The 24,956-nt window shown below is 70.1% G+C and carries 26 protein-coding genes; 18 read left to right on the top strand and 8 right to left on the bottom strand.

Annotation, left to right across the window (positions count from 1 at the left end):
* Positions 1-133: 133 nt before the first annotated feature.
* From coxB to U8331_RS13865, 5 genes are read left to right on the top strand one after another with little or no spacing between them, the layout of a single operon-like run.
* Entirely contained in the window at positions 134-1,054 is a 921-nt protein-coding gene (coxB, locus tag U8331_RS13885) for a cytochrome c oxidase subunit II (RefSeq protein ID WP_481131591.1), read from the top strand.
* A 41-nt stretch (positions 1,055-1,095) separates the two neighbouring features.
* The gene (gene ctaD / locus U8331_RS13880) at positions 1,096-2,712 is read left to right on the top strand and encodes a cytochrome c oxidase subunit I (RefSeq protein ID WP_481131590.1); all 1,617 of its coding nucleotides are present in this window, start codon (positions 1,096-1,098) and stop codon (positions 2,710-2,712) included.
* 27 nt (positions 2,713-2,739) lie between these two features.
* On the top strand, positions 2,740-2,874 hold the full coding sequence (locus U8331_RS13875; RefSeq protein ID WP_481131589.1) for a hypothetical protein: 135 nt from the start codon (positions 2,740-2,742) through the stop codon (positions 2,872-2,874).
* Between the two features lie 56 nt (positions 2,875-2,930).
* Positions 2,931-3,473, top strand: coding sequence for a cytochrome c oxidase assembly protein (locus U8331_RS13870; RefSeq protein ID WP_481133003.1), 543 nt, complete (start codon positions 2,931-2,933; stop codon positions 3,471-3,473).
* 34 nt (positions 3,474-3,507) lie between these two features.
* Positions 3,508-4,386: a cytochrome c oxidase subunit 3 gene (locus tag U8331_RS13865; protein WP_481131588.1), complete on the top strand. Its 879-nt coding sequence runs from the start codon at positions 3,508-3,510 to the stop codon at positions 4,384-4,386.
* Positions 4,387-4,496: 110 nt separating this feature from the next.
* On the opposite strand, the gene U8331_RS13860 is transcribed toward U8331_RS13865, so the two are convergent.
* Entirely contained in the window at positions 4,497-4,703 is a 207-nt protein-coding gene (locus tag U8331_RS13860) for a twin transmembrane helix small protein (RefSeq protein WP_481131587.1), read from the bottom strand.
* An 81-nt stretch (positions 4,704-4,784) separates the two neighbouring features.
* Here U8331_RS13860 and U8331_RS13855 point away from each other — a divergent pair, with 81 nt between their 5' ends.
* From U8331_RS13855 to U8331_RS13830, 6 genes are all read left to right on the top strand, one after another.
* Entirely contained in the window at positions 4,785-5,540 is a 756-nt protein-coding gene (locus U8331_RS13855; RefSeq protein ID WP_481131586.1) for an SURF1 family protein, read from the top strand.
* Complete coding sequence (locus U8331_RS13850; protein ID WP_481131585.1) at positions 5,533-6,123, top strand: hypothetical protein; 591 nt, start codon at positions 5,533-5,535, stop codon at positions 6,121-6,123. Before U8331_RS13855 ends, U8331_RS13850 begins: the two co-directional genes overlap by 8 nt.
* A gap of 34 nt (positions 6,124-6,157) precedes the next feature.
* A complete protein-coding gene (locus U8331_RS13845; RefSeq protein ID WP_481131584.1) occupies positions 6,158-7,327 on the top strand; it encodes a COX15/CtaA family protein in 1,170 nt (389 codons plus the stop codon).
* A complete protein-coding gene (locus U8331_RS13840; RefSeq protein WP_481131583.1) occupies positions 7,327-8,247 on the top strand; it encodes a heme o synthase in 921 nt (306 codons plus the stop codon). Before U8331_RS13845 ends, U8331_RS13840 begins: the two co-directional genes overlap by 1 nt.
* The gene (locus U8331_RS13835; RefSeq protein WP_481131582.1) at positions 8,247-10,139 is read left to right on the top strand and encodes a chloride channel protein; all 1,893 of its coding nucleotides are present in this window, start codon (positions 8,247-8,249) and stop codon (positions 10,137-10,139) included. Before U8331_RS13840 ends, U8331_RS13835 begins: the two co-directional genes overlap by 1 nt.
* A gap of 94 nt (positions 10,140-10,233) precedes the next feature.
* Positions 10,234-10,446: a hypothetical protein gene (locus U8331_RS13830; protein WP_481131581.1), complete on the top strand. Its 213-nt coding sequence runs from the start codon at positions 10,234-10,236 to the stop codon at positions 10,444-10,446.
* Between the two features lie 23 nt (positions 10,447-10,469).
* Here U8331_RS13830 and U8331_RS13825 read toward each other — a convergent pair whose 3' ends face one another.
* The 5 genes from U8331_RS13825 to rpsU form a co-directional block, all read right to left on the bottom strand.
* Positions 10,470-11,027 (bottom strand): hypothetical protein, encoded by a 558-nt coding sequence (locus U8331_RS13825; RefSeq protein ID WP_481131580.1) that lies wholly within the window; start codon positions 11,025-11,027, stop codon positions 10,470-10,472.
* A gap of 97 nt (positions 11,028-11,124) precedes the next feature.
* The gene (dnaG, locus tag U8331_RS13820) at positions 11,125-12,888 is read right to left on the bottom strand and encodes a DNA primase (RefSeq protein ID WP_481131579.1); all 1,764 of its coding nucleotides are present in this window, start codon (positions 12,886-12,888) and stop codon (positions 11,125-11,127) included.
* Between the two features lie 77 nt (positions 12,889-12,965).
* Entirely contained in the window at positions 12,966-13,934 is a 969-nt protein-coding gene (locus tag U8331_RS13815) for a YihY/virulence factor BrkB family protein (protein WP_481131578.1), read from the bottom strand.
* A 116-nt stretch (positions 13,935-14,050) separates the two neighbouring features.
* Positions 14,051-14,497 (bottom strand): GatB/YqeY domain-containing protein, encoded by a 447-nt coding sequence (locus U8331_RS13810; protein ID WP_481131577.1) that lies wholly within the window; start codon positions 14,495-14,497, stop codon positions 14,051-14,053.
* A 127-nt stretch (positions 14,498-14,624) separates the two neighbouring features.
* Entirely contained in the window at positions 14,625-14,840 is a 216-nt protein-coding gene (gene rpsU / locus U8331_RS13805; protein WP_036137208.1) for a 30S ribosomal protein S21, read from the bottom strand.
* 164 nt (positions 14,841-15,004) lie between these two features.
* Here rpsU and tsaD point away from each other — a divergent pair, with 164 nt between their 5' ends.
* Genes tsaD through folK form a run of 4 tightly spaced genes read left to right on the top strand, consistent with a single transcriptional unit; the run spans position 15,005 to position 18,215 of the window.
* A complete protein-coding gene (gene tsaD, locus U8331_RS13800) occupies positions 15,005-16,033 on the top strand; it encodes a tRNA (adenosine(37)-N6)-threonylcarbamoyltransferase complex transferase subunit TsaD (protein ID WP_481131576.1) in 1,029 nt (342 codons plus the stop codon).
* Between the two features lie 2 nt (positions 16,034-16,035).
* Complete coding sequence (folB, locus tag U8331_RS13795) at positions 16,036-16,401, top strand: dihydroneopterin aldolase (protein WP_481131575.1); 366 nt, start codon at positions 16,036-16,038, stop codon at positions 16,399-16,401.
* On the top strand, positions 16,398-17,711 hold the full coding sequence (locus tag U8331_RS13790) for a mechanosensitive ion channel family protein (protein ID WP_481131574.1): 1,314 nt from the start codon (positions 16,398-16,400) through the stop codon (positions 17,709-17,711). The genes folB and U8331_RS13790 overlap by 4 nt, the downstream gene beginning before the upstream one ends.
* 21 nt (positions 17,712-17,732) lie before the next feature.
* Complete coding sequence (gene folK / locus U8331_RS13785) at positions 17,733-18,215, top strand: 2-amino-4-hydroxy-6-hydroxymethyldihydropteridine diphosphokinase (protein ID WP_481131573.1); 483 nt, start codon at positions 17,733-17,735, stop codon at positions 18,213-18,215.
* Between the two features lie 15 nt (positions 18,216-18,230).
* Here the strand turns inward: folK and U8331_RS13780 are convergent, their stop codons facing one another.
* Positions 18,231-18,965: a pteridine reductase gene (locus tag U8331_RS13780; RefSeq protein WP_481131572.1), complete on the bottom strand. Its 735-nt coding sequence runs from the start codon at positions 18,963-18,965 to the stop codon at positions 18,231-18,233.
* Between the two features lie 71 nt (positions 18,966-19,036).
* On the opposite strand from U8331_RS13780, the gene U8331_RS13775 reads away from it, so the two are divergent.
* The 3 genes from U8331_RS13775 to U8331_RS13765 all read left to right on the top strand — a co-directional run bounded on the left by U8331_RS13775 (position 19,037) and on the right by U8331_RS13765 (position 23,350).
* A complete protein-coding gene (locus tag U8331_RS13775; protein ID WP_481131571.1) occupies positions 19,037-20,239 on the top strand; it encodes a class I SAM-dependent methyltransferase in 1,203 nt (400 codons plus the stop codon).
* The gene (locus tag U8331_RS13770; RefSeq protein ID WP_481131570.1) at positions 20,236-20,667 is read left to right on the top strand and encodes a VanZ family protein; all 432 of its coding nucleotides are present in this window, start codon (positions 20,236-20,238) and stop codon (positions 20,665-20,667) included. The genes U8331_RS13775 and U8331_RS13770 overlap by 4 nt, the downstream gene beginning before the upstream one ends.
* A gap of 169 nt (positions 20,668-20,836) precedes the next feature.
* Positions 20,837-23,350, top strand: coding sequence for a TonB-dependent receptor plug domain-containing protein (locus U8331_RS13765; protein ID WP_481131569.1), 2,514 nt, complete (start codon positions 20,837-20,839; stop codon positions 23,348-23,350).
* A 251-nt stretch (positions 23,351-23,601) separates the two neighbouring features.
* On the opposite strand, the gene U8331_RS13760 is transcribed toward U8331_RS13765, so the two are convergent.
* Complete coding sequence (locus U8331_RS13760) at positions 23,602-24,828, bottom strand: multifunctional CCA addition/repair protein (RefSeq protein WP_481131568.1); 1,227 nt, start codon at positions 24,826-24,828, stop codon at positions 23,602-23,604.
* Positions 24,829-24,956: the final 128 nt, after the last annotated feature.

Below are 24,956 nucleotides of genomic sequence, written 5' to 3'. Positions count from 1 at the left end.
CCCGGCGGGCTCGCCAGCCACTACTCCACGGACGGTCCTGCGCCAGCACGGCGTGCGGCGCCGGGAGTGGCAGCCCGCGGAGCACGAAAATCGTAACCATCTGACAATCAAGCTGATTCTGGGGCTCGAAGTGATGAAAGCCGGTCGTTTCAAGCAGTGGGCAATGGGCGTGGCCATGACGGCGGCGCCGGTTCTCGCGTTCGCGCAGAGTGCCGATCCGGAGCGTTGGCAGCTCAACATGGGCCGCGGCGTGACCCACCTGTCCAACAACGCCTACGAGGCGCACATGCTCGCGCTGTGGATCTGCGTGGCGATCGGCGTGCTGGTGTTCGGCGCGATGGCGGTCGCGATGTTCAAGTTCCGCAAGTCCAAGGGCGCCGTCCCCGACCGCGACTTCACCCACAGCACCCGGCTCGAGATCCTGTGGACCGTGATCCCGGTGGTGCTGCTGGTGCTGATGGCCGCGCCGGCCACCACCAAGCTGATCGCCATGTACGACACCCGCGACGCCGAGATGACCGTCAAGGTCACCGGCTACCAGTGGATGTGGAAGTACGAATACCTGGGCGAGGGCGTCGAGTTCACCAGCCGCCTCGACCGCAAGAGCGACGCTCTGCGCCAGAGCGGCGTGGTGCCGACCACGGCCGACCACGATCACTACCTGCTCGACGTCGACAACGAACTGGTGCTGCCGACCGACACCAAGATCCGTTTCGTGATCACCGCCGACGACGTTATCCACGCGTGGTGGGTGCCCGCCCTGGGCTGGAAGCAGGATGCGGTGCCGGGCATCGTCAACGAGGCCTGGACCGAAATCTCCACCCCGGGCGTCTACCGCGGCCAGTGCGCCGAGCTGTGCGGCAAGGACCACGGCTTCATGCCGATCGTGGTGAGGGCCGTGCCGCCGGCCGAGTACCAGCAGTGGCTGGCCGCGCACAAGGCGCCCGCCGCCCCGGTGCCCGCCGCCACCCCGGCGGACACCGCACCGGTCGATACCGAGCAAGCCCCGAACACCGACGACGAAGCCGCGCCCGCCGTTGCGGTCGCCGGCTGATCCGTCCGCGTCGTCAAACAAACGTAATCCAGAGGTAGGCCATGGCTGCCACGCACCCCGTTGCTGATCACCACGATGACCACGCCCACAAGCAGGGCTTCATCGACCGTTGGTTCTTTTCGACCAACCACAAGGACATCGGCACGCTGTACCTGATCTTCAGCTTCATCATGTTCATCATCGGCGCGGCGATGTCGGTGGTGATCCGCACCGAACTGATGGTGCCGGGGCTGCAGCACGTCGACCCCGAGTTCTTCAACCAGATGACGTCCATGCACGCGCTGGTGATGATCTTCGGCGGCGTGATGCCGGCGTTCGTGGGTCTCGGCAATTGGATGATCCCTCTGCAGGTCGGCGCGCCGGACATGGCGCTGCCGCGCATGAACAACTGGTCGTTCTGGATCCTGCCGTTCGCCTTCACCCTGCTGCTGCTGACCCTGTTCCTGCCCGGTGGCGGCCCCGCCGCGGGCTGGACCATGTACCCGCCGCTGTCGCTGCAGGGCGGTTCCAATGTCGCCTTCTCCATCTTCGCCATCCACATGATGGGCATCAGCTCGATCATGGGCGCGATCAACATCATCGCGACCGTGCTCAACATGCGCGCGCCGGGCATGGACCTGCTGAAGATGCCGATCTTCACCTGGACCTGGCTGATCACCGCGTTCCTGCTGATCGCCGTGATGCCGGTGCTGGCCGGCGCGGTCACCATGCTGCTGACCGACAAGTTCTTCGCGACCTCGTTCTTCAACGCCGCCGGCGGCGGTGACCCGGTGATGTACCAGCACATCTTCTGGTTCTTCGGGCACCCCGAGGTCTACATCATGATCCTGCCGGCGTTCGGCATCGTGTCGGAGATCATCCCGACCTTCGCCCGCAAGCCGCTGTTCGGCTACCAGGCGATGGTGTACGCCACCGCCGCGATCGCGTTCCTGTCGTTCATCGTGTGGGCGCACCACATGTTCACCGCCGGCATGCCGCTGGGCGGCGAAATCTACTTCATGTACGCCACCATGCTGATCTCGATCCCGACCGGCGTGAAGGTGTTCAACTGGGTCACCACGATGTGGCGCGGCTCGATGACGTTCGAGTCGCCGATGCTGTGGGCGATCGCGTTCGTGATCCTGTTCACCATCGGTGGTTTCTCGGGCCTGATGCTCGCCATCGTCCCGGCCGACTTCCAGTACCACGACACCTACTTCGTGGTGGCGCACTTCCACTACGTGCTGGTGACCGGCGCGCTGTTCGCGATCATCGCCTCGGTGTACTACTGGTGGCCGAAGTGGACCGGCCGGATGTACAACGAGGGGCTGGCGAAGTTCCACTTCTGGTGGACCATGGTGTTCGTCAACCTGCTGTTCTTCCCGCAGCACTTCCTCGGCCTGGCCGGCATGCCGCGCCGCATCCCGGACTACAACGTGGTGTTCGCCGACTGGAACCTGGTCAGCTCGATCGGTGCGTTCGGCATGTTCGTCACGCCGTTCCTGATGGCCTTCATCCTGTGGCGTTCGAAGAAGGTCGGCGCACCCGCCCCGGCACGTGCCTGGGAAGGTGCCCGTGGCCTGGAGTGGACCGTGCCGAGCCCGGCGCCGCACCACACCTTCACCGTGCCGCCGGTCATCCGCGATGGCGACCTCGCCCACGGCGACGTCAGCCACTGACGCGCTGAGCCGAGCTTCGATACGACCATGAGCCCGACACCCGACCCCCGCATGGACCCCGACGCGCGCCGCAAGGCCGCGCGTCGGACCGCGCTGTGGGTCGCCGGCATCGCGATCGCGGTGTACGTCGCCTTCATCCTCAGCGGAGTGCTGGGCCAGTGAGCGCGCCGCAGGCCAGCGACAAGGCGCCGCGGAAAGCCACCAGCGGGCTGTTGAAGATGCTGGTGGTGGCGGTGCTCGCGTTCGGCTTCAGCTTCTCGCTGGTCCCGCTGTACCGGATCGCCTGCGAAAAGGTGTTCGGCATCCGCCTGGAGAACACCGCCGTCGCTGGTGGGGTGGCGCAGGTGGCCTCCGACCGGCTGGTGACCGTGCAGTTCGACGGCGGCGTCAACTCGAAGCTGCCGTGGGAGTTCGAGCCCAACCAGCTGACCATGCAGGTGCGCCCGGGACAGCAGTACGAAACCAGTTACCAGGCGCACAACAACAGCGGCCGCACCATCGTCGGCAGCGCGGTGCCGTCGGTCGCGCCGGCACGTGCGTCGGGCTACTTCAGCAAGACCGAATGCTTCTGCTTCACCGCACAGACCATGCTCGCCGGCGAAACCCGCGACATGCCGGTGCGCTTCATCGTCGACCCGAACCTCCCCGAGGACGTGAAGACGATCACCCTGTCGTATACCTTCTACAAGAACGATGCGCTTACCGCGCAGCAGGCCGCGTCCGCCCACCCGGTGGGCGCGACCCCGGCTTCCGCGCCGTAACCGCCACGCAACCACGAACCACGGAACCGCCGCCATGGCCCAAGCCCATTCGCCAGACGCCAACATCTACTTCGTGCCGCACAGCAGCCGCTGGCCGTTCCTCGGCTCGATCGCGCTGTTCGTGGCCATGGTCGGCTTCGCCACCATGCTCAACGACGTGAGCTGGGGCGGCTGGACCTTCATCGTCGGCCTGGCGCTGCTGGCGGGCGTGCTGTTCGGCTGGTTCGGCGACGTCATCCGCGAGTCGGTGCGCGGCAACTACAACCGCCAGGTCGACGTGTCGTTCCGGATGGGGATGATCTGGTTCATCTTCTCCGAGATCATGTTCTTCGCGGCCTTCTTCGGTGCGCTGTTCTACGCCCGGCAGTACGCGTTGCCGTGGCTCGGCGGCGAAGGCGACGGTATGGCTACCAACAACCTGCTGTGGGATGGCTTCAGCAGCGCATGGCCGACCAACGGTCCCGCCGCGGTCGGCGGCCAGTTCCAGACCATTCCGGCATGGGGCCTGCCGCTGCTCAACACCCTGATCCTGCTGACCTCGGGTGCGACGGTCACGGCCGCCCACCACGCGCTGAAGGCCGGCCACCGCAAGTCGCTCCTGGTCTGGCTGGGCGCGACGGTGCTGCTGGGCTGCGTGTTCCTGTTCTTCCAGGCGGAGGAGTACATCCACGCCTACACCGAGCTCAACCTGACGCTGGGTTCGGGCATCTACGGTTCGACCTTCTTCATGCTGACCGGCTTCCACGGCCTGCACGTGACCCTCGGCACGGTCATGCTCGCGGTGATCTGGTTCCGCTGCCTGAAGGGCCATTTCGACCGCGACAACCACTTCGGGTTCGAGGCGGTGGCGTGGTACTGGCACTTCGTCGACGTGGTCTGGCTCGGCCTGTTCCTGTTCGTCTACGTGCTCTGAACCGTCTTGCCGCCGCTCCTTCCGGGGCGACGGCGGCAGGAACCGTCGCAACCGCGCACGTCGCGGTTTCGACGTTTCAGGAGCCTTGAAATCCGACCGGCGGCGCGGTGTCAGTTGCCGACGCCGTGGAATTCGATCCAGCCCATCTTCGCGGCCAGCACCACCAGCAGGATCAGCGCGATGGACAGCACGATGCGACGGGTCAGCGCGTTGACCGTGCGCTTGCTCTCGCCCTTGTCGACCAGCATGTAGTAGAGGCCGGCACCGAGGTTCCAGAGTATGAGAATCAGGAAGCCGACGATCAGCAGGGTCTTCATCAACGAGCTCCGGCGCGGCGCGCCCAGGGTGGCCGTGTCGGCCACGACGCCGTCATTATCGCAGGCGCGGGCGGTGTCGCGATGAGTCGCCGCACGACCCTGGTGATGGGCTGGTTGCTGGCGCTTGTGGCGATGGCGCTGTTCGCGAGCCTGGGCCAGTGGCAATCGCGCCGCGCGGTGGAGAAGCAGGCGATGCTCGACGCCGCCGCCCGCGTGCTGACCACGCGCGAGGTCCATCCGCTGGCCGCCGCCCGCGACGTCGAACGCATCGACCGGTACGACTGGGCGGCAGGCGGGGGCGAATTCGACCGGCGTGCCCCGCTGCTGCTCGATAACCAGCAACGCGAAGGTCGGGTCGGGGTGCGCGCCTACCGGATCTTCCTGCCGGAGGGCGCCGGGCCGATGCTGGTCGACCTGGGCTGGCTGCCGCTGCCGGCCTCGCGCGAGCTGCCAGCGGTGCCGAGGCCGGAGGGCACGCTGGAGCTGCGCGGCCTGCTGGCGGCGCCGCCGTCGAGCGGCATCAAGCTCGGCAGCGGCCTGGTGCGGACCGGCGACAGCTGGCTGCTGACCCGGGTCGACATGGACGCGATCGCCGCCGCGATGGGGCTGTCGGTCCCGCTGGCGCCGCGGGTACTGCGGCTGGATCCGGCGATGGAGCTCGGCTACGAGCGCGACCTGGAACTGCTCGCCAACACCCTCCCGCCGGACAAGCATCGCGGCTACGCCGTCCAGTGGTTCGGACTGGCGCTGGCGGTGCTGGCGACCGCGCTGATCCTCACGTTCCGCCGTCGGCGCCGCCCGCCGCCCGGCTCCCGCGAAAAGGCCCCGCATGAATGACATCCAAGCGGTCGACGACCGCACCCGCAACCGGAACCGCGCGTTCCTGATCGCTATTTTCGTGATGTTCTTCGGCAGCATGCTGGTCGCCGGCGTCCTGCGCTTCTCCGGCTGGCAGCCCGAGGGGCGAAAGAACCATGGCGAACTGCTCGACCCGCCCGGCGACCTGCGCGAAGTGGTGCCGGTGCTGGCCGACGGCGGCGAGTACCTCTGGCCGACCGAGGAGCGCACCTGGCGGATCGTGACTGCGCCGCCGGCCGGCTGCGGCACCGCCTGCGCGGAGCTGGCGCGCGAGCTCGACACCGTCTGGCGCCTGTTCGGCAAGGACGCCGATCGCGTCGACCTGCTGTGGATCTGCGGCGCCGAAGGCTGCATGCCGCCGGCCGACGCGCGGCCGCGCAGCCTCCACGTGGTGCAGCCGGACCCGCGCCTGCGCGCCGCGCTGCCCCGCCCGGAGGCCGCCCCCGGCGGCGTGCCGGTCTACGTGATCGACCCGAACGGCTTCGTGATCCTGCGCTACCCTCCCGGCTTCGATCCGGCGGGCCTGCGCGCCGACGTCGCCAAGTTGCTGAAACTGATCTGAGCGCCGTCGTCCGGCGCCACTGCAAGAGAACCGCATGACCACGACCCGCCCCGCCTCCGCCACACGCGTCATCGCCCGGCCCGCCCGCCATTTCCACCGGCTGGCGTGGCTCGCGGTGGCGCTCGCGCTCGGGGTGATCGTGTTCGGTGCCTTCGTGCGGCTGTCCAATGCGGGCCTGAGCTGTCCCGACTGGCCGACCTGCTACGGCCGCGCCGCGTGGCCGACCGAAGCCAGCCAGGGCGCCGACCACGCCGCCACCGCGATCCGCCCGGTCGAAGTGCACAAGGCCTGGCGCGAGCAGTTCCACCGGATGATCGCCGGCGCGCTCGGCGTACTGACGCTGGCGCTGGCGCTGCTGGCCGCACGCCGCCGGCGCCACGGCATCGCCCAGGTGCTGGCGGCCGCCGCGCTGGTGGCGGTCGGGATCCCGATGTACATGCATGGCGAGCACGTCGCCGCGTCGGTACTGGCCATCGCCGGCGAGGCGATCCTGCTGTTCGCCGCGCTGCGCTGGAGCAACCTCGATCTGTCGCGGGTCGCGGCGCTCACGCTGGCGGTGATCATCTTCCAGGCGCTGCTGGGGATGTGGACGGTGACCTGGCTGCTCAAGCCCATCGTGGTGATGGGGCACCTGCTCGGCGGCCTGCTGACGTTCTCGCTGCTGCTGTGGATGGCGTGGCGCGCGACCGGCCTGCCGATCCGGCTGGCCGAGGCGGCGCGCCTGCAGCGGCTGCTGGTCGCCGGGCTGGTGCTGCTCGGCGTGCAGATCGCGCTGGGCGGCTGGACCAGCGCCAACTACGCCGCGCTCGCCTGCGGCACCGACTTCCCGACCTGCGTCGGCCAGTGGTGGCCGCCGACCGACTTGGGCGAGGGCTTCGTGCTGTGGCGCGGGATCGGCGTCGACTACGAGGGCGGCATCCTCGACGGCGCCTCACGCATCGCGATCCAGATGGCTCATCGGATGATGGCGGTGGTGGTGTTCGTCTACCTGCTGTGGCTGGCGGCGCGGTTGCTGCGCACGCCCGGGTTGCGCGGCTGGGCCAGCGCGCTGGGGCTGCTGACGCTGACCCAGGTCTCGCTCGGCATCGCCAACGTCAAGCTCGCGCTGCCGCTGTGGACCGCGGTGCTGCACAACGCCGGCGCGGTGCTGCTGCTGTTCGTGCTGGTGTCGCTGATCGCGCGCCTGCGGGCGCCGGAGGCGTGATGGAGCAGGCGACCCGCCCGACCCTCAAGCAGTACTGGGACCTGACCAAGCCGCGGGTGGTCGCGCTGATCGTGTTCACCGCGGTGATCGGCATGTTCCTCGCCGTGCCCGGCCTGCCACCGCTGAAGGAGTCGGTGCTCGGCTTCCTCGGCATCTGGCTGGCGGCGTCCTCGGCGGCGGCGATCAACCAGCTGCTGGACTCGCGCATCGACGCGAAGATGGCGCGCACCTCGTGGCGCCCGATCGTGGCCGGGCAGGTCAGCCCGCGCCAGGCGCTGGTGTTCGCGCTGGCGCTGGCGGTCGCGTCGATGGTGATCCTGCTGGTCTGGGTCAACGTGCTGACCGCGCTGCTGACGTTCGCCTCGCTGATCGGCTACGCGGTGATCTACACCGTGTTCCTCAAGCGCGCGACGCCGCAGAACATCGTCATCGGCGGCATCGCCGGCGCCGCGCCGCCGGCACTGGGCTGGGCCGCGATCACCGGCACGCTCGACCCGCACGCGCTGCTGCTGGTGCTGATCATCTTCGTCTGGACCCCGCCGCACTTCTGGGCGCTGGCGATCTTCCGCCGCGAGGACTACCGGAAAGCCATGGTGCCGATGCTGCCGGTCACCCACGGCGTGGAGTACACGCGCTGGCAGATCCTGTTCTACACCGTGCTGCTGGTGGTGGTGACGGTACTGCCGTGGGCCACCGGCATGAGCGGGTTGTTCTACCTCGGCGGCGCGCTGGTGCTCGGCGTGGTGTTCCTGTGGCACGCGTGGCGGTTGATGGATCCGCCCGACGAGCTGTACGCGATGGAGGTGTTCAAGTACTCGATCGTGTACCTGATGGCGCTGTTCGCGTTCCTGCTGGTCGATCACTGGCTGCTGCCGCTGATGGAGCCGGTCGCCGCGTTCGAACTGCGGTCCGTGGAGTGATGGGGGGACCCGACACCCGCCCGCCCGGTGACGCGCCGCACCTGCGCGACGACGCCACCACCGATGCCCTCCCGGTCGCTCCGGCGCTGGGTGCCAGCCTCGACGCGGCCCGGATGCCACGGCGCTCGACCCTGGTGGAGCCGCGGATCCTGCTGATCGTCGCGCTGGCGCTGGTGCTCGGCGTCGCCGCGGCGTTCGTCGCCCAGGCGCTGGTGGCGCTGATCGGGCTGGTGACCAACATCGCGTTCCACGGCCGATGGTCCTTCCACGAGGCCGCGCCGGCCGGGCACGCCCTGGGCGCGTGGGTGATCGTGGTGCCGGTCATCGGTGGACTGATCGTCGGGGTGATGGCGCGCTGGGGTTCGCGCGCGATCCGGGGGCACGGCATCCCCGAGGCGATGGAACAGGTGCTGCTCAACGAGTCGAAGATCGCCCCGCGCATCACCTTCCTCAAGCCGGTGTCGTCGGCGATCGCGATCGGCACCGGCGGTCCTTTCGGCGCCGAGGGGCCGATCATCGCCACCGGCGGTGCGCTGGGTTCCTTCGTCGGCCAGGTGCTGCACGTCACCGGCGCCGAGCGCAAGGTGCTGCTCGCCGCCGGCGCCGCGGCCGGCATGGCGGCCATCTTCGGCTCGCCGGTAGCGGCGGTGATCCTCGCCGTCGAGCTGCTGCTGTTCGAACTGCGCCCGCGCTCGCTGATTCCAGTCGCCTTGGCGACGGTCGCCGCGACCGGCGTGCGCTACGCGCTGGTCGGCAGCGATCCGGTGTTCGCGATGCCCGATATCGACGAGCCCGGCGGCGCGGCGCTGCTGGCGTATGTCGTGCTGGGCGCCACGATCGGGCTGGTCAGCGTCGGGGTGACCCGGATCGTCTACGGCATCGAGGACGCGTTCGAGAAGCTGCCGGTGCACTGGATGTGGTGGCCGGCGATCGGCGGCCTCGCGGTCGGCGTCATCGGCTACTACGCGCCGCTGACACTCGGCGTCGGCTACACCAACATCGAGCGGATCGTCTCGGGCGAGTTCGCGGTCGGCGCGCTGGCGCTGCTGTGCGTGGCCAAGTTCGCCTCGTGGGCGATCGCGCTGGGCAGCGGCACGTCCGGCGGCACCCTGGCGCCGTTGTTCACCATCGGTGGCGCGCTCGGCGCGCTGGCCGGATTCGGACTGGTGGCGGTGGCGCCGCAACTGGGCGTCGACCCGCGCATCGCCGGACTGGTCGGGATGGCGGCGATCTTCGCCGGCTCATCGCGCGCGCTGCTGACCTCGGTGGTGTTCGCGTTCGAAACCACCGGCCAGCCGGCCGGCCTGCTGCCGCTGCTGGGCGGCTGCGTCGCCGCCTACCTAGTGTCGGCGCTGATCATGCGCAACACGATCATGACCGAGAAGATCGCCCGCCGGGGCGTGCGCGTGCCCGGCGAGTACGCCGCCGACCACCTCGAGCTGGTCTCCGTCGGCGAGGCCTGCACGCGCGAGGTGGTGACGCTGAAGACCAGCGACGATCTCGGCGGGGTGCGCCACTGGATGGCATCGGGCACGGCGGATGCGCGGCACCAGGGCTATCCAGTGATCGACGACACCGGCCGCGTGCGCGGCGTGATCACCCGCCGCGACCTGCTCGACCCGTCGCACCCCAACATGCGGCGCATCGGCGACATGCTGGTGCGTACGCCGGTGGTGGTGCAGGAGGACCACTCGCTGCGCGAAGCCGCCGACCACATGGTCGAGAACGACATCGGCCGGCTGGTCGTCATCGGCGCCGCCGAGCCGCACCCGCTGGTCGGCATCCTGACCCGCGGCGACCTGTTGTCCGCGCACGCCCGCCGCCTCAGGGAAGCGCACCAGGCCGGCCGCCACATCCGCCTGCGCGATTCGCTGAGGCGTCGCCGCGGCTGAGCGGTTGGCTTTCCCCGTCGCCGGCCCCACTCCGGCTGGAACCGGCGGAGGGCTCGCGCGGCCCGGGTTCGCGCCGCCGGAGATGCAGGCGCCCATGGGGGCGCACCTGCGCGACCTGGAGCCGTTCGCGGTCGACATCACCGCGCACGGCGGGCAGTTCTGGGCGTGCCACACGGGCTGCGGGCCCTTGGACGAATACCCGATGCCGACCGGCAGCACGCCGCTGGACGGGCGCATCTACCACCTGCGGATCGTGCTGCCGCGCCTCAGCGTGGGGCGGCTGATCGGCGCCGCGCCGGCGCCCTGACCACGCGCCGTGGACGCGGTGCCCTATTCGAACAGCGTCTGCGCCACCGGAACCGAGCCGTTCGCCAGCAGCGCGACCATCGTCGGGTCGCCCGGGTAGCCTTCGCCGTCGAACTGCAACGCGACGGTGCCGCCCTGGATGGTGCCGCCGCCCACGCCGACCAGCAGGTCGTGCCAGCCGTTGTTGCGGTGCTTGCCCAGTGCGATCGGAGCGCGGGTGGTATCGGTGCGGCCGACCAGGGTGTAGCTGCCGTCGGCCTCGCCGTGGAAGACCAGCAGCGGGCAGCCGTCGGCGCCGCACCAGACCGGGTCGTCGATCAGCATCAGCAGGTCGACCGTGCCGTCACCGTCCAGGTCGGCGTGTGCCTCGCGGTACCGGGGCGCTTCGTCGGCGCCTTCGGATTCCATGTACGCGACCAGCGCCTGCTCGGCTGCGATGCGGGGGTCCATGCGCTGGACCGGAACGGGCGCGGGCGGCGGGGTCTGCACTTCGGCCAACTCGGGGTTGTGGCAACCGGCGGCGAGCAGCGTCAGCGCCGCGCCGGCAAGCAGGACGGGGCGGCGGGCGAACATCGGGCGCATGGACGGTCTCCGGCAGTGGACGGGACCGACTCTAGTTACGTGGGCGTGGTGGACGGGTAAAGAAAAAGCCGGGCGGATACGGGCGCGACTGAACGGGTCAGCTTCGCACCCGCGCCGCCGGTTTGCGCCCCATCGCGCCGAGCAGGTCGCGCAGTTCCGCCTGTTCCGCGCCGGTCAGCGCCGCACGCCCGCCCTCGTGGATGATCGACTGCAACTCCTCGATGCGCTGCTGCAGGGTCTGCCGATCGAGCTGGGCGATGGCGTCGAGCAGTTCGTCGCGCCACTTGCCCTCGTCGCCGGCCAGCGACTGCGAGGCCAGCTTCTGCAGCGAGGCGTATTCCGCCCGCCCGCCGAAATGCTCGATCAGGGAGCCCGTACCGATGTCGGGCCGCTCATAGATCAGCTGCAGCAGGTCGACCAGCAGGTCGATGCCGGGCTGGCGCAGGGCGGCGAACCGGAACGGCGGCTCAAGCTCCAGCGCCAGCGAGGGCTGCTGCAACAGCAGGGTGATCGCCGCGCGCACCAGGCTGCGCTTCGGTGCCGGGGCACCGCGGCCGGACGAGCGCGCGCGTTGCGCGGGCACGTGGGTGTCGGGTGCGCTCGCACGTGCGCCCACGCCGGTCAGTTCGGTCAGCCGCTGCCGCATCAGGTCGGCGAATGCACCGTCCGGAATCTGCGCGAGCAGCGGTCTGGCGCGCTCGGCCAGGCGGCCCTTGCCCTCCAGCGTCGCCAGGTTGACCTCGGCCGCGAGCGATTCGAACAGGAACTGCGACAACGGCATCGCACCGCGCAGACGGGCGTCGAATCCTTCAGCCCCCTCCTTGCGAACGATCGTGTCGGGGTCCTCGCCCTCGGGCAGGAACAGGAAGAACGCCTGCCGCCCGTCCTTCATCCGCGGCAGCACCGATTCGACCGCCTTCCAAGCCGCCCCTCGCCCGGCCCGGTCGCCATCGAAGCAGAAGTACACGTCGGGCGCGTTGCGGAACAGCAGCTCGGCATGGTCGGGCGTGGTCGCAGTGCCCAGCGTGGCGACGGCGGTCTCCACCCCGTGCTGGAACAGCGCGACCACGTCCATGTAACCCTCCACCACCACCAGCCGCGCGATCTTCTGGTTGGCCTGGCGCACCTGCCACAGGCCGTACAGCTCGCGGCCCTTGTGGAACAGCTCGGTCTCGGGCGAGTTGAGGTACTTCGGGCCGTCGTCCTTCTCGAGTACCCGGCCGCCGAACCCGATCGTGCGGCCGCGGCGGTCGTGGATCGGGAACATCACCCGGTCGCGGAACTTGTCGTAGATCCGGCCGCTGTCGTTCCTGGAGAACAGCCCGCCGCGTTCGAGCAGCTTCATCCGCCGCTCGTCGCTGCCGAGCGCGTCGCGCAGCGCGTTGAACCCGGCCGGCGCGTAACCGATGGCGAAGCGCTCGCGGATGCGGGCATCGACGCCGCGGGCGTCGAGATAGGCCTGCGCCTTTGGGTGCGCGGCCAACTGCTTGCGGAAGAACGTCGCCGCCGCGTCCATCGCGCCGTACAGGTCCTGGCTGTCCGGATTGGCGTTGCGCTGGCGGGTGTCGCGCGGGACCTCCATGCCGGCCTGCCGCGCCAGCTCCTCGACCGCGTCGAGGAACTCCAGTCGGTCGTACTCCATCAGGAACTTGATCGCGGTGCCGTGCGCGCCGCAGCCGAAGCAGTGGTAGAACTGCTTGGTCGGCGACACCGTGAAACTCGGCGAACGCTCGTCGTGGAACGGGCATCGCGCCGAATACTCCTTGCCCTGCCGCTTGAGCGGCACGCGCGCGCCGATCAGCTCGACGATGTCGGCGCGAGCCAGGAGATCATCGATGAAGGCGTCGGGAATGCGGGCCATGCGTCTGCCCGGGCGGGCGCAACTGGAGCGGGCGGGCCGCTAGCATGCCATCGCGGGGCCGGCGGCGCGTGCCCGGGCTAGGGCGAAGCGGCCGTGGCGCCGCGGGCGGCATGTTCGCGCGCCAGACGCTGCTTGACCCGCACGTATTCGTCCAGCATCGCGGTGATCAACGCGCCGACCAGGAACACCACGGCGCAGTAGTACAGCCACACCAGCATCACCACCAGCCCGCCCGCCGGCCCGTACGCGCTGCCGAGGCTGGCCTGGCCCAGGTACAGGCCGATCGTCCAGCGACCGAGCATGAACAGCGCCGCGGTCAACGCGCCGCCGATCAGCGCCCGCGGGCGGCTGACCGGGCGATCCGGCAGCAGCCGGTACATGCCGGCGAACACCAGCCCGTAGAGCACGAACGAGAAGGCCGCGGCGAATACCGGCAGCAGGTCCGGCAACCACGCCATCAGCACCGCCAGCGCCGCCTGCACCGCCATCGACACCACCAGCAGGAAGCCCACCGCGATCGCCATGCCGAACGACAGCAGGCGCTTGCGCAGCCAGGCCAGCAGCCCGCCCAGGCGGGTGGCGTCCGAGCGGAACACCCGGTTGAGCGCGGCCTGCAGCTGGCCGAACACCACCGAGGCACCGAACAGCAGCGCACCGGTGCCGAGCAACGCGGCCACCGATCCGGTGCCGGGCCGCTGCTCGGCGTTGGCGACGATCAGCCGCGCGGTCTCCTCGACCTGCGGTCCCACCAGCAGCCCGATCTGGCGGAAGAACTCCTCCTGCGCCGACGGCAGCAGCGAGGTGGTCAGCCACAGCAGCATCACCACCAGGGGCGCGAGCGAGAGCAGGGTATAGAACGACAGCGCCGCGGCGAGGGCGAGGATGTCGTAGGCGAAGAACCGCTGCAGGAACTTGGCCGGCCAGCTCTGCTCCAGCCGCTCCTGCAGCGCCTCGATGCGGTCGATCAGGCCCGGGTCGTCGTCGGGGTGACCGGGGGCCGCGGCGGGCGGGGATCCGGGGCGGGGGCTCGGCGGGGGAGTGGGCATGCCTTCCTCGTCAGCGACGCGGGGGTGCGTCGGCGCCAGTATCGGCAGGCCGAAGTTAGCGCGGCGTGGCGCACCGGCACCGCGACTGTCCGGCGCCGGTCGGCCGCGTCGTCGCGTCAGGCGCTGAGGCGCTGCTTCACCAGTCGGGAGACCAGGCCCATGTCGGCCTGGCCGGCCAGCTGCGGCTTCAGCACGCCCATCAGCTTGCCGATGTCGGCCGGGCCGGCGGCGCCGGTTTCAGCGACGGCGGCATCGATCGCCGCGACGATCTCGGCCTCGCCGAGCTTGGCCGGCAGGTAGCGCTCGATCACCACGATCTCGTCGCGTTCGACCTGCGCCAGGTCCTCGCGACCGGCGGCCTCGTACTGGCCTACCGAGTCGCGGCGCTGCTTGACCATCTTGTCGAGCACGGCGAGCACCTGGGCATCGTCGAGCTCCACGCGCTCGTCGACCTCGCGCTGCTTGATCGCCGCGTTGACCAGCCGGATGACGCCGAGGCTGTGCTTGTCGCCGCCCTTCATCGCGGCCTTCATGTCGTCGGTGAGCTGCCGCTTGAGGGGCATGTTCCTGTCCTCGGGCTGTTAAGGGAGATGATGGCCCAACGCAAAAAGCCGGCGGCGCATCGTGGCGCGGCCGGCTTGCTGCGTATCGACCCGCGACGCGGCCGGTGGCCGCCCGCGGGGAGCGCGATCAGTACAGGCGCTGACGCTTGGTCACATCGCGCGAGGCGCGACGGGACTGGCGCTTCACCGCGGCGGCGGCCTTGCGCTTGCGTTCCTGGGTCGGCTTTTCGTAGAACTCGCGCTTGCGGGTCTCGGCGAGGACGCCGGCCTTTTCGCAGGTGCGCTTGAAGCGACGCAGAGCAAACTCGAAGGGCTCGTTTTCGCGGACTTTGACGCTGGGCATAAGTATCTCGGTTCGGGTGAACAGCCCGGATGGGTCCGGGCGAGCCGCATATTGTAGCCACGGCGAACCGGCACGCGCAACCGCGGTTTTCCGCGCCCGTGCCGCGGGCGGGCGCGGGGCTCTTCGGGCTACGCTTCCGGGCTCCCCGCCCCCACATCGACGACATGAAAGTCCTCGGCATCGAAACCAGCTGCGACGAAACCGGCGTGGCCGTCTACGACACGGCCGCCGGCCTGCGCGCGCACGCGCTGTACAGCCAGATCGCCCTGCACGCCGAGTACGGCGGGGTGGTGCCGGAGCTGGCCAGCCGCGACCACGTACGCAAGCTGCTGCCGCTGATCCGGCAGACCCTGGCCGAGTCGGGGATGGCGGTCGACGAGCTCGACGGCGTGGCCTACACCGCGGGGCCGGGTTTGGTCGGCGCGCTGCTGGTCGGCGCCGGGGTGGCACGCGCGCTGGCGTGGGCGCTGGAGGTGCCGGCGGTCGCGGTCCACCACATGGAAGGCCACCTGCTGGCGCCGCTGATGGAGGGCGATCCGCAGGACCGGCCGCAGCCGCCGTTCGTCGCCCTGCTGGTGTCCGGCGGGCACACCCAGCTGGTCGCGGTCGACGCGATCGGCCGCTACCGGTTGCTCGGCGAGACCCTCGACGACGCTGCCGGCGAGGCCTTCGACAAGACCGCCAAGCTGATGGGCCTGCCGTATCCAGGCGGGCCGCAGCTGGCAGCGCTGGCCGGGCAGGGCGCGGCCAGCGCGTTCAGGTTCCCGCGGCCGATGACCAACCGGCCCGGGCTCGACTTCAGTTTCAGCGGCCTCAAGACCCAGGTGCTGCTGGCCTGGCGCGACAGCGACCAGTCCGACCAGACCCGCGCCGACATCGCCCGCGCGTTCGAGGAGGCCGTGGTCGACACGCTGGCGATCAAGTGCGAGCGCGCACTCGACGCTGCCGGCTGCGACACCCTCGTGGTGGCCGGCGGCGTCGGTGCGAACCGGCAGCTGCGCGCGCGGCTCGACCGCATGACCGCCGAACGAGGCGGCCGGGTGTGCTTCCCACGCCCGGCGTTCTGCACCGACAACGGCGCGATGATCGCCTTCGCCGGCGCGCTGCGGCTGCAGGCGGGGCAGCACGAGGACGCGTCGGTGCGGGTTACGCCGCGCTGGGACATGGAAACCCTGCCGGCGGTCGGAGGCTGAGCGTGGACAAGGTATTCATCGAAGGCCTCGAAATCGAGGCGCTGATCGGCATCTACGACTGGGAGCGGCGGATCCGCCAGCCACTGGTGTTCGACATCGAGATGGCGTTCGACAACCGCGTCCCCGCGGCGACCGACGCGATCGGCGACACCCTCAACTACAAGGCCGTCAGCAAGCGTGTCATCCAGTTCGTCTCCGGGTCGGAGTTCGGCCTGGTCGAGACGCTGGCCGAGAAAGTGGCCGCGATCATCCTCGACGAATTCGGCGTGCGCCACGTGCGGCTCAAGCTCAGCAAGCCCGGTGCGGTGCGGGGCGCACGCGCGGTCGGGGTGATGATCGAGCGTTCGGCCGCTACCCTTGCTGGATGATTGATCCCGCAAGCTACGAACTGCTCGCTCCGGTTTCCGGATTCCCCTACGCCCGCCCCGTGCTCGGGTTGCTCGCCCTGCTGCTGGTCGCGTGGGTCGCCAACTGGGTGACCCGGCGCGTCCTGCTGCGCGTGGTGATGCGCGTCGCCGCCGCCTCGCCGATGCACTGGGACGACGCGCTGATGGGGCGCAAGGTGCTGGCCAAGCTGGGCCACGTGGTGCCGGCGCTGATCATCGCCACCGGCATCCCGCTGGTGCCGGAGCTGCACCCGGGCGTGGTCACGGTGGTGCGCAACGTCGCGCTGGCGTTCGTCGCGCTGGTCGTCGCGCAGGCGCTGGCGCGGCTGCTCGACGCGGCCAACGACCTGTACGTCGGCCACAGCCCGCGCGCGCACGAGCGGCCGATCAAGGGCTACCTGCAGGTGGTCAAGATCGTGCTGTTCGTGCTCGCCGCGGTGGTGGTGATCGCGACCCTGATCGAGCGCTCGCCGCTGCTGCTGCTGTCGGGCTTCGGCGCAATGAGCGCGGTGCTGCTGCTGGTGTTCAAGGACAGCATTCTGTCGCTGGTGGCGAGCGTGCAGCTGGCCGGCAACGACATGCTGCGGGTCGGCGACTGGATCGAGATGCCGTCGCAGAACGCCGACGGCGACGTCATCGACATGGCGCTCAACACGGTCAAGGTGCAGAACTGGGACAAGACCATCACCACCGTCCCGACCTACAAGCTGATCAGCGAGAGCTTCAAGAACTGGCGCGGCATGCAGGAATCGGGCGGGCGGCGGATCAAGCGCTCGCTGCTGATCGACCAGAGCTCGATCCGTTTCCTCGCGCCGGACGAGCGCGACCGTCTGTGCCGGATCGCGCTGATCGACGAATACCTCGACAACAAGCGCGGCGAGCTGGAGGAGTACAACCAGGCGCTGCTGGCCGGCGGCAAGGACCCGGTCAACACCCGCCGCGTCACCAACATCGGCACCTTCCGCGCGTACGTCGAGCAGTACCTGCGCGCGCACCCGGGCATCCACCAGGACATGACGCTGATGGTGCGGCAACTCGCGCCGGGGCCGACCGGCCTGCCGCTGGAGCTGTACTGCTTCACCGCGACGGTGTCGTGGGTGCCCTACGAGAACACCCAGTCGGACATCTTCGACCACCTGATCGCGATGCTGCCGGAGTTCGGCCTGCGGCTGTACCAGGCGCCCGGCGGCGCCGACGTCGCCGGTGCGCTGGAAAAACTCGGCGGCAATCCCGCCGCGGACGTCGCGACAGGCGACAATGGCACCGCCGCGCCGCCCGGTGCGGCCCACTGACCGACCGCCGCAGGACCTCCAATGAGCCGCGCCTACCTCAGCCTCGGCAGCAACCTCGCGCCGGAGGCCCACCTGCGCAGCGCCGTCGCCGCGCTGCGCGAGCGCTTCGGCACCCTGGTGCTGTCGCCGGTCTACCGCACCCGCGCCGTCGGGTTCGAAGGCAACCACTTCCTCAACGCCGCCGCGGTGATCGAGACCGATCTGGCGCCGGAGGCACTCAACGACTGGCTGCACGCGATCGAGGATGCCCATGGCCGCGACCGCAGCGGCCCGCGCTACGGCGACCGCAGCCTCGACATCGACATCGTGCTGTTCGACGACCGCGTGCTCAGTGGCCCGGGCAACCTGCGCATCCCGCGGCCCGAGCTGAAGCATGCGTTCGTGCTGAAGCCGCTGGCCGACATCGCCCCGGACGTGGTCGTGCCCGGCGACGGCCGCACCCTGGCGGCGCTGTGGGCCGCGCATCCGGAGCGCGATGCGGCGCTGGAGACCGTGCGGCTCTGACGCGGGCGCCGCCGCTCAGCCGGCCAGCATCCGCCCGCCGTCCAGGTGCAGCACCTGCCCGGTGCTGTAGGTCGCGTCCTGCAACAGCCAGCGCACCGCTTCGGCCACTTCCCCGGGCGTGCCGGTGCGGCCCAGCGGCGTGCGCGCGAGCATCGCCTTGCGCGACTCGTCCTCGCCGTCCTGTTCCGGCCACAGGATCGCGCCGGGCGAGACCGCGTTGACCCGCACTCGCGGGCCCAGCTCGACCGCCAGCGAGCGCGTCATCATCAGCAACGCGGCCTTGGCCATGCAGTAGACGGTGTGTTCGCGCAGGGGCCGCTCCGCATAGATGTCGACCAGGTTGACGATCGCGCCGTTCGCCGCCGCCAGGTGCGGCGCCGCGGCCTGCGCAAGGAAGAACGGCGCGCGCGCGTTGCTGGCGAACAGCGCGTCCCACTGCGCGGGCGTCGCCGTGCCGACCGGCGTCGGCTCGAATCCGGAGGCGTTGTTGACCAGCGCGTCCACGCGGCCGAACCGGCCGACGGTCCGCGCGACCAGCTCCGGCAGGCGGTCGAACTCGGCCAGGTCGGCCTGCATCACCAGGGTGCTGCCCGGGCGCGCCGACTCCAGCTCGGCCGCCAACGCGTCGAGCTCGTCGCGCGAGCGGCGGCAGTGCAGGGCCAGGTCGTAGCCGGCGGCGTGCAGCGCGCGGGCGATGGCGGCGCCGATGCGGCGGGCACTGCCGGTGACGAGGGCGACGGGATGGCTCATGGCGTTCCGGAGTTTGCGCGCCGTCATCGGCCGAGCCGCTATCCTGCGCAACTCCGACGACGGATGCCAACGTGACCGACTTCCAGCTCCCCGTTCCCGATGCCGATGCGGCGGCGCACAGTGCGCGACTGGACGCGTTGATCCGCGCGCAGATCGGCGCCGCAGGCGGCGCGATCCCGTTCTCGCGCTTCATGGAGCTGGCGCTGTACGCACCGGGACTGGGCTACTACAGCGCCGGTGCGAGCAAGTTCGGTGCCGAAGGCGACTTCGTCACCGCGCCCGAGCTGGGGCCGGTATTTGCCGCCTGCGTGGCCGAAAGCCTGGCGCCGGTGTTCCAGCAGCTCGGATCGCAGGCGCGGATGCTGGAGCTCGGCGGCGGCACCGGCGCTTTCGCCGAGGTCGCGCTCAAGCGGCTGCTCGAACTGGACGCGCTGCCCGACCGCTACGCCATCCTCGAGCCGAGCGCCGAGCTGCGCCAGCGCCAGCGCGAGCGTTTGCAGCAGCGACTGATCCCGCCGGTGTTCGATCTCGTCGAGTGGCTCGACGCGCCGTTCGCCGATGACTGGAACGGCGTGCTGTTCGCCAACGAAGTCATCGACGCGCTGCCGACGCCGCGCTTCGCGATCGAGGGCGGAAGCGATGGCGAAGCCGGCGAGGTCTACGAAGAGCACGTCGCGCTCGAGGACGACGCGCCGGTGCGCGTGCTGCGGCCGGCCGACGACTTCCTCGCCAACGCCGTGCGCCACCTCGAGCGGCGGCTGGAACGGCGCCTGCCCGCCGGCTACCGCAGCGAGGTGCTGCCGCAGCTGCCGTACTGGATCCAGGCCGTCGCCGGCGGCATGCAGCGCGGCGCCATGCTGTTCGTCGACTACGGCTATCCGCGCGCGGAGTACTACCGGCCCGATCGCGACGACGGCACCCTGCGTGCCTACTACCGCCACCGCGTGCACGGCGACCCACTGCTGTGGCCCGGGCTGCAGGACATCACCGCGTCGGTCGACTTCACCGCCCTGGCCGAAGCCGGCGTCGCCGCCGGTTTCGACTTCGCCGGCTACTGCAGCCAGGCCAGCTTCCTGCTCGGCAACGGCCTGGCCGGCGTGCTGCAGCGGATCGAAGGCATCGAGGACGAGGCCGAGCGCCAGCGCCGCACCAACGAGGTCAAGCGGCTGACCCTGCCCACCGAGATGGGCGAGCGCTTCCAGGTGATGGGTTTCGAGAAGGACGTCGAGGTCGGCGCCGCGTTCCTCGCCGGCGACCTGAGCTTCCGGCTGTGACCCTGCCGCCACGCGAGCGCGCGCTGCGCGAATTCCATCGCCCGGCGCTGTGGCTGGCGCTGTGGGCCGGCCTGTTCGTGCTGATCGCGACCGGGTCGCTGTGGCCGGCCAGGGAGTTGCCTACCGCGCCGATCATCGGCTACGACAAGCTGCAGCACTTCACCGGTTATGCCCTGCTGTCGGGGTGGGCGGTGATGCTGTTCGCGCGGATGCGTGCGCAGGCGCTGGCGGTGCTGGCGGTGATCGCCTTCGGCATCGTGCTGGAGGTCGCGCAGGGCGTGCTGACCACCGATCGCAGCGGTGACAGCGCCGACGCGATGGCCAACGCGCTGGGAGCGCTGGCGGGCCTGCTGCTGTCGGCCACGCCGCTGACGCGTACCTTGCAGCGCCTCGACGCGAAGTGGTTCGGCACTCCCGGTCCGTCGTAGGAGCGACGTGGGTCGCGGCCGATGTCCAGTCTGCTGTTCGGCCATGCGCATCTACGCGGCGCACGGTCTGCGGTGAGCGGTATCCGCCGCTTGCATCGCCGCCCGCATTGCCCGACGCTTGCCGCGGACTAGACAGGGGAAGTCCGTCCACCATCTCAAGGAACAGAGCATGTCCAACCACCCGCATCGGCTGGCGTTGGCCGTCGCGGCCGCGCTCGCGGCCCACGCCTTCGCACCCGCCGCCTTCGCCCAGCAGTCCGGCACGACCGACCCGGCCACCGCCGCCGGCGCCACCACCCTCGACGCGGTCCAGGTCACCGGCTCGCGCGTCCGCGGCCGCACCGCCGAGGACACCGCTGCGCCCGTCGACATCATCGGCCAGGAAGAACTCAACGCCACCGGCGCGCTGGAGATCGGCCAGGTGCTGCAGACCTTGGAGCCGTCATTCAACTTTTCGCGCACGTTCGTCTCCGACGGCACCGACATCCTGCGTCCGGCCACGCTGCGCGCGCTCGGTCCCGACCAGGTGCTGGTGCTGGTCAACGGCAAGCGCCGGCACCAGCAGGCGCTGGTCAACGTGCAGCAGACCATCGGCCGCGGTTCGGCCGGTACCGACATCAACGCGATCCCGATCTCGGCGATCGAGCGCATCGAGGTACTGCGCGACGGCGCCGCCGCGCAGTACGGTTCGGACGCGATCGCCGGCGTGATCAACATCATCCTCAAGCGCCAGACCGACCACACGGACGTGTCGCTGATGGGAGGGCAGTACTACGCCGGCGACGGCGAGATCATCCACGGTTCGGCCAATACCGGCTTCGCGCTGGGCGCCGACGGATTCGTCAACCTGACCGCCGAATACCGCGATCGCGGCGAAACCAACCGGGCCGGCCCCGACAGCCTGCGCGTGGATCCGCCACGGGTAACCCAGCGGCTCGGCGATGCCAACGCGACCGACGCCTACCTGTGGCTCAACAGCGGCCTGCCGGTCGGCAACGGCGAGCTGTACGCGTTCGGCGGCCTGTCGCGGCGCGAGGGCGAGTCGGCCGGCTTCTTCCGCAGCGCCGGCGACAACCGCACCGTGCCGGCGCTGTACCCGGAAGGCTTCCTGCCGGAGATCCTGACCACAGTGGACGACGCCTCGCTGGCGCTCGGCTACCGCGCGCCGCTGGGCGGCAGCTGGGAGTGGGACGCGTCGGTCAACCACGGCCGCAGCGAGTTCGGTTTCGAGGAAGGCAATTCGGTCAATGTCAGCTGGTGGTACGAGCCGCTCGACCCGGCCGACCCGTCCGCCGGCATCCACGCGGCTTCGCCGACCTCGGCCGGGACCGGCACGCTCGGCTTCGACCAGACCACCGTCAACCTCGACTTCCGCGGCAGCGTCGATGGCCCCGGCGGCACCCCGCTGTACCTCGCGACCGGGCTGGAGTGGCGCGAGGACAACTACCGCATCGAGGCCGGTGATCCGGTGTCCTACACCTACGGCCGCACCGATGACCGCGGCATCGTGATCACCGGCCAGACCGGCGAGATCGCCCAGCCGGGCATCCAGGGCTTCCCCGGCTTCTCGCCGAACGAAACCGTCGATGACGGCCGCCACAGCATGGCCGTCTACCTCGATGCCGAGACCAACCTGACCGATCGCCTGTTGCTCGGCGGCGCGCTCCGCTTCGAGGACTACTCCGACTTCGGCAACACCACCATCGGCAAGCTGTCGGCGCGCTTCGACGCCACCGACGCGTTTGCCGTGCGCGGCACGGTGTCCACCGGCTTCCGCGCGCCCGGCGTGCAGCAGCTGTTCTACAGCCAGCGCTCGACCAACCTCAACGCCGAAGGCGTGTTGACCGACACCCTCACCGCGCGCCAGGACAGCGCCGTCACCCGCGCCTTCGGCATCGAACCGCTGCAGGAGGAGACGTCCACCAGCGGCACCCTCGGCTTCGTCTACACCCCGGATGAGCGGTTCTCGCTGACCATGGACCTGTTCCGGATCGATATCGACGACCGGATCATCTTCTCCAGCAACATCCAGCCGGAGGCGGTCGGCAGCGACGGCGCGCCCTGCGCGCCGGACAACGGCAACTGCCCGATCCGCGCCATCCTCGACCCGATCGGTGTCGGCCAGGTGCTGTTCTTCACCAATGCGATCGACACCCGCACCACCGGCCTGGACGTGGTCGCCAACCACAACACCGCGTTCGAGGGCGGCGCCTCGCTCACCCTGACCGCGCTGCTGCACTTCAACAGGACCGAAGTGCTCGACCGCCGTTCGCAGTCGCCGATCCTGTCGCCGACGCAGCTGTTCGACGACACCCAGGTGACTCTGATCGAGGAAGGCCAGCCGCGCGTGCACCACGTGCTGCAGGCGATCTACGAGACCGGCCGCTGGCAGTGGACCGCGCGCGGCAACTACTACGGCTCGGTCAGCGGCGAAGGCTTCACTCCCGGCGTCAAGCACACGTGGGGCGGCAAGGCGCTGTTCGACCTCAGCCTGCACTACGCGGTGAGCGACGCGCTCAAGCTCAGCGTCGGCGGCAACAACATCTTCGACGAGTACCCCGACGAGTGGGACCGGGAGACCGGCGCGCCGTTCCCGCAGATGGGCTTCAAGTACGGCTGGGAGACGATGCCGTTCGGCATGAACGGCGGCAGCTGGTACGTGCGGGCCGACTACCGGTTCTGAGCGATGCGGGCCGGGCGGTCACGCGACCGCCCGGCCAAGCTAGGGTCCCTCCGGGTTGTCGGTGATTTTCCTCGGACTTGTGTAGAAGCGGCTTCAGCCGCGATCGGGTGGTGGTCCGCCCGCGCCGGTTCCACGATCGCGGCTGAAGCCGCTCCTGCAAAGGCACGAGCGTCAGCGTAGGAGTCCTTCGCGGATCAACGGCTCGGGATGACCACGTCGGGCCGGAACCGCGCAGAGCCCGTGCTGCGCCCTTACGGCTTCTTCCCGGTCGCCTCGGCCACCGCGCGGATCCGCGCTTTGCGCATCGCCTCGCCGATCGCCGGGCCCTCGAGCCCTTCGGGCAGGTCGGACGCCCGCACCGAGCACGCCGCGGCATGCGCCGCGCGTAACAGGTCGCCCGACCGGTACGGCTCGTCCTGCAACCCCGCACGACCGCGCTTGTCGGCCTCGCAGACGAGGGCCAGCTGACCGATGCGCTCCGGCTTGCGGAACCCGTCGCAGCGCTCGATCAGTTTCACCGCCGTGCTCGCGCGCAACTCGTCGAAGCGATGCACGTTGAGGTGCTCGCGGCAGCAGGTGACCGCCAGCTGACGGTGCGCGGTCGGCACCTTGAGCCGGTCCGACAACTGCCGCACCGGCGCCACGCCGCCCTGCTCATGCCCGATGTGCTTGGGCAGCACCTCCTCCGGCGTGAGCGCCTTGCCCAGGTCATGGGTCAGCGCGGCAAACCCGACCAGATCGTCGCCCGGCGCCAGCCTGGCCGCCATATCGCAGACCAACTCCACGTGCACGCCGGTGTCGACCTCCGGGTGGTACTCCGCGCGCTGCGGCACCCCGTACAGCGCATCGACCTCGGGCAATACCACCGCCAGCGCGCCGCAGTCGTGCAGCGTGCGCAGGAACGCCGACGGCCGTTCGCTCGCGATCGCCCGGCGTAGCTCCTGCCAGACCCGCTCCGGCACCAGCTCGGCCAGCTCGCCGGAGGCGACCATCTCCCGCATCAGCGCCATCGTCTCGCCGGCGACCCGGAATCCCAGTGATCCGAACCGTGCCATGAAGCGCGCCGCCCGCAGTACCCGCAGCGGATCCTCGACGAACGCCTCGCCGACATGCCGCAGCACCCGCGCCTCGACGTCGCGCGCGCCGCCGAACGGATCGACCAGATGGCCGTCCGCGTCCTGCGCGATCGCATTGATCGTGAAGTCCCGTCGCGCCAGGTCCTCCTCCAGCGTCACCGAAGGATCGGCATCCACGACGAAGCCCCGGTAGCCGCGTCCGGATTTCCGCTCGGTCCGCGCCAGCGCGTACTCCTCGCCCGACGCCGGATGCAGGAACACCGGGAAGTCCCGCCCGACCGCCCTGAACCCCGCCGCCTCCATCGACGCCTGTGTTTCGCCGACCACGACCCAGTCACGGTCGCCCGGCTCCAGCCCCAGCAACCGGTCACGCACCGCACCGCCAACGAGAAAGGTCTTCATGACCGCCATCATGCCCGCACCCGCGCGAACATCGGAGCGCCGACACCTCGCAACCGCGCAACCATGCTCCCGTGGCGCGCCGATACCGGCAGAGGACCCACCCATGACGTAGCGCGCGAGGGTGGCGG

The sequence above is a fragment of the Lysobacter sp. CC-YZS074 genome, assembly GCF_056739745.1.
This window is presented reverse-complemented; position numbering and strand designations above follow the sequence as displayed.